The sequence below is a fragment of the Rhodococcus sp. ENV425 genome, from assembly GCF_002887785.1.
In the GTDB taxonomy this organism is placed as follows: Bacteria; Actinomycetota; Actinomycetes; order Mycobacteriales; family Mycobacteriaceae; genus Rhodococcus; species Rhodococcus aetherivorans.
Genome location: NZ_PCZU01000202.1, coordinates 806 through 4,189, shown reverse-complemented (window position 1 = coordinate 4,189; position 3,384 = coordinate 806). Strand labels below are relative to the sequence as shown.

Annotated in this window: 5 protein-coding genes; all 5 read right to left on the bottom strand. The window is 72.4% G+C overall.

Features of this window, described 5'->3' with window-relative positions; translation table 11 throughout:
• Positions 1–363: helix-turn-helix transcriptional regulator (locus tag CQZ88_RS16760; protein ID WP_102800062.1), on the bottom strand; the 363-nt coding region annotated here is incomplete at its 3' end.
• Positions 364–402: 39 nt separating this feature from the next.
• Complete coding sequence (locus CQZ88_RS16755; protein WP_102800060.1) at positions 403–963, bottom strand: hypothetical protein; 561 nt, start codon at positions 961–963, stop codon at positions 403–405.
• A gap of 163 nt (positions 964–1,126) precedes the next feature.
• A complete protein-coding gene (locus CQZ88_RS29945; protein ID WP_006937614.1) occupies positions 1,127–1,270 on the bottom strand; it encodes a hypothetical protein in 144 nt (47 codons plus the stop codon).
• Between the two features lie 166 nt (positions 1,271–1,436).
• Positions 1,437–2,657 carry a patatin-like phospholipase family protein gene (locus CQZ88_RS16750; protein WP_102800059.1) on the bottom strand — a complete coding sequence of 407 codons (1,221 nt, stop codon included), beginning with the start codon at positions 2,655–2,657 and terminating at the stop codon, positions 1,437–1,439.
• A gap of 72 nt (positions 2,658–2,729) precedes the next feature.
• Positions 2,730–3,290 carry a B-4DMT family transporter gene (locus CQZ88_RS16745; protein WP_029543592.1) on the bottom strand — a complete coding sequence of 187 codons (561 nt, stop codon included), beginning with the start codon at positions 3,288–3,290 and terminating at the stop codon, positions 2,730–2,732.
• Between the last annotated feature and the right edge of the window lie 94 nt (positions 3,291–3,384).

Here is a 3,384-nt window from a genome sequence, read left to right as displayed (position 1 = left end):
GCCGGTGCCGTAGTTCGGGCACAACGCGACCGCGTTCCCGGTCGCGGCCAGCAACGTCTCGGCCGAGGCGAGTAGGTCCATCAACTCGGGTCGGGTCAGCGAGTAGAACACCTGCCGGCCCTGGGGGCGGCCCTCGACGAGGTTGCAGTCCCGCAGGCACGCCATGTGCGCAGAGACCGTCGACTGCGCCAACCGCAGCTCACCGACGAGGTCCGCCACCCGCGCCTCACCCTCGGCGAGCCGTCGCACGATCGCCAATCGGGTGCCGTCCGAGAGGCTGTGGAACAGCGCCACCGCGGCGTCGAGGTCCGGCACCGGCCGGGTCGACGTCGGGACCGCACCACCGTCACGATTGATCGTCATACGGCGATGATAGCGGTTTCAGGCGATGTAACGCTGCGACTACTCGGCGCCGCGCACGACCTGCAGGCCGGGACGGCCGGCACGCGCCGGCACGGGCGTTCCGCGGCGGCCCCGGTTGTCCCGGACGGGATGGGAGAGCCGGTGGGCGTGCAGGTAGGCGACGCCCACGCGGGAATACCAGGCGGCGGTCCAGGACGGGATGCCGCCCAGCATCGACAGCGCGAACCCGTGGTGGCGGTCGACGAAGTCGACGGTCACCGCGTACAGATCCACCCCCGGGCACTTCCTGGCCGCCGCCTCGATGTCGAGGTCGTCGGGCCACCAGCTCGCGGGCAGGACGGGGTCGGCCGCCTCGGGGGTGCCCGGGTGGCGGCGACCGAGCACTCGTCCGCGCACCACCGCGGCGGCGGCGCTGCACGAGCCCTTCGCGAGGCCCCACGTCGTGGACCACAGGCCGGCGGGGTGCGTCAGCGGCAGGATCGCCCCGAGCAGTCGTCCCAGCTGCGGTTCACCACCGGTCCGGGAGCACCAAGGCCCACCCTCGTCCGAGCCGTTCGGGGCCGTCTTCCCGTCGGGGCATACCGGAGCGCGCTCTCCCATGGTTCCCTACTCTAAATGTATTGGGCGCCAGTCGGATTGATTTTCGGTGATCGCATCGCGGCAGGGGGATCCGACCGGGCGGCTCCGCCTGCCCGGCGTCCGGGTCGCGGACGGGCGGTGCTGGGGCGGTCGCTGCGCGTGGGGACACTGCCGAGGATCGGTCTCATCCGCCGTCGAGGCTCCGGTGGGCCAGTTCCTCGCGCGCGGCGGTCTCGACGCCGACCGGGAGGGCAGGGGTGCGGCCCAGTTCGAGGTCGGCCACGAACTCGGCGAGCAGGTCGGTCGGCCATCGATCGAAGTCGGCCATCGCAATCCCCCTCGGTGCGTCCGATCGGGCGAGCGGCCTTCCCTCGCCTGCTCCCGATTCTCGATCCCGATGCTTCACAATTACACCACCGGCACGTCGTGTGACACGACTCCTCGCATAATCGGTCCGTTCCGCCCGTCCCGTCCGATTCCGGCCCGGGCGCGGATCACGCCCGGATGCCCTCCACGGCCGGCGCGGAGCTCGGTTCGGCGCCGTGTTCCCGGCCCAGGTCGGCGATCGCGGAGGTGAACTCCGGGTCGAACAGCAGGAAGCTGAGCAGGTCTCCGCGATCCTCGTCATCGCCGCCGACCAGCCGCGCGACGACGGACGGCGCGGGGTTGCGCAGGAACCGGCGCACGGCGGGCCGGCGACGCACCACGTCCTCCGCGATCTCGGCGATCCGGCCGGCCTGGCCCGGTGGTGGGCCGGCGAAGTCGATCCCGATGGGACGGTCGGTCGGGGACACCGCGCGGGTCTGCGCGATCCGTGCGTTGCGGAATTCGAGCGTGTGCAGATCCTCGATCATCCGGTAGCCGAGCATCGCGCGCAGTGCCAGGGCCGCGACGCCGGCCACGTCGGGAGGCGCCGGCCGGTGCCTCCCGGTGCGCGCCGCGACCGGCGGGGGCCACACCCGCGGCTGCGTCGCCACGACGCCGACGTCGTTCGCGCCCAGCAGCAGCGCGGGTTTGATCGGGGTGTTGAGCAGCAGTCCGCCGTCGATGTACCAGCCGGAGCGCTGCGGGGCGCATCGGTCGGTGACGTGGATGGGCCGGAACAGGATCGGGACCGCCGAGGAGGCCAGCAGGTGGTCGACGGTCAGCGTCGTCTCGACGTAGCTGATGTTGCGGCGGATGTCGTACTCGGGCAGGCGCACCGAATCGTTCTTCTCCACGAACACCACCGTCCCGCCGGTGGCCACGGACGTCGTCGCGACGGCGACCGCGTCCACCAACCCGGCCCGGATGTTCTCGTGCAGCCGGGTCCACGGGACGAGGCGCTGCAGGGTTCCCCGGATCGGGGTCGTATCGAGCAGGCTGACGAGACGCGTGCGGGGAAAGCCGATCGCCTGGCCCAGGAAGGCCGCGCCGGTGCCGAGAAGGCTGTGCACCGACGAGTACACGTCGGACGAGACCACCCCGGTCCACAGGTCCACGACCCGTTCCGCGGCCGTGGGCAGTCCCGCGTCGGCAAACGCGGCGAGCCCGAGCACGTTGATCGCGCCCGCGCTGGTCCCGACGAGGATCGCGGGCGCTGCGCCGTGCCGCGTCATCCGGGGAAGCAGGGAGGTGATCGCCCCGGCCTGATAGGCACCGCGCGCGCCCGCGCCCGCGACGACCAGCGCCGTCCGCCGGCGTCCGTGGGTACCGCGCGCCCCGCGTCCGGCCATGGGCGGAACGGTACCTGCCGGCCTCCGGCCACGGACCCGATTCCGCAACCGGCCCGGTCCGATCGGGAGACGCTAGGGGCGGCGGTCCGGATCGATCCGCTCGAACACCTCGGTCGGGGCGTCGTCGTCGCGCCACCCCGGATCCGGCGCCGCGGCCGCCCCGACCGGCGCCGGCCCGGCGTCGGGCTTCGCCTTCGGCGCGGACTTGCGCTGCTCCCGGCGCACCAGGAACCGCCCGAGCATCACCGCGGCCGTCGCGGGGACGTACACCAGCAGCACGGTGAACGCCGCACCCGAGGTCAGTTCGAAGAACAGCGACTTGACCCCGACCTGGATCGGGCTGACCGTGTCGATCAGCCAGGTGAGCAGGCCGGCGACGAGGCCGGTGACCGCCGCCGCCTTCAGCCACAGCATCGTCAGGTCCGCACCGTCCTCCGACTGCGGGTGCGCCCGCTGGTCGCGGATCCCGTCGAGCCCGGCCCACACGATCGCGGCGAGCACGACGACGGCCAGCGCGACCATCCGCAGCACCGAGCCTTGCAGCGGCCATTGCACCAGGGCGGCCCCCAGCAGGACCCGCACGAGCACGTGCACGAGGGTCAGGCCGAGCCCGCGAAGCAACCAGGGTTTCATGTACCTCAGAGTAACGTCTGGATCGGCGGAAGTGTGTTCCGCCCCACATGGTCTCCGCTCCTCATCGTCCTGCTCCTCATCGTCCTGCCCTTCG

Bases quoted from the DNA above. Each gene is read 5' to 3' on its own strand.
- CQZ88_RS16755 (WP_102800060.1), bottom strand. From the start codon at position 963: ATGGGAGAGCGCGCTCCGGTATGCCCCGACGGGAAGACGGCCCCGAAC.
- CQZ88_RS29945 (WP_006937614.1), bottom strand. From the start codon at position 1,270: ATGGCCGACTTCGATCGATGGCCGACCGACCTGCTCGCCGAGTTCGTG.
- CQZ88_RS16750 (WP_102800059.1), bottom strand. From the start codon at position 2,657: ATGGCCGGACGCGGGGCGCGCGGTACCCACGGACGCCGGCGGACGGCG.
- CQZ88_RS16745 (WP_029543592.1), bottom strand. From the start codon at position 3,290: ATGAAACCCTGGTTGCTTCGCGGGCTCGGCCTGACCCTCGTGCACGTG.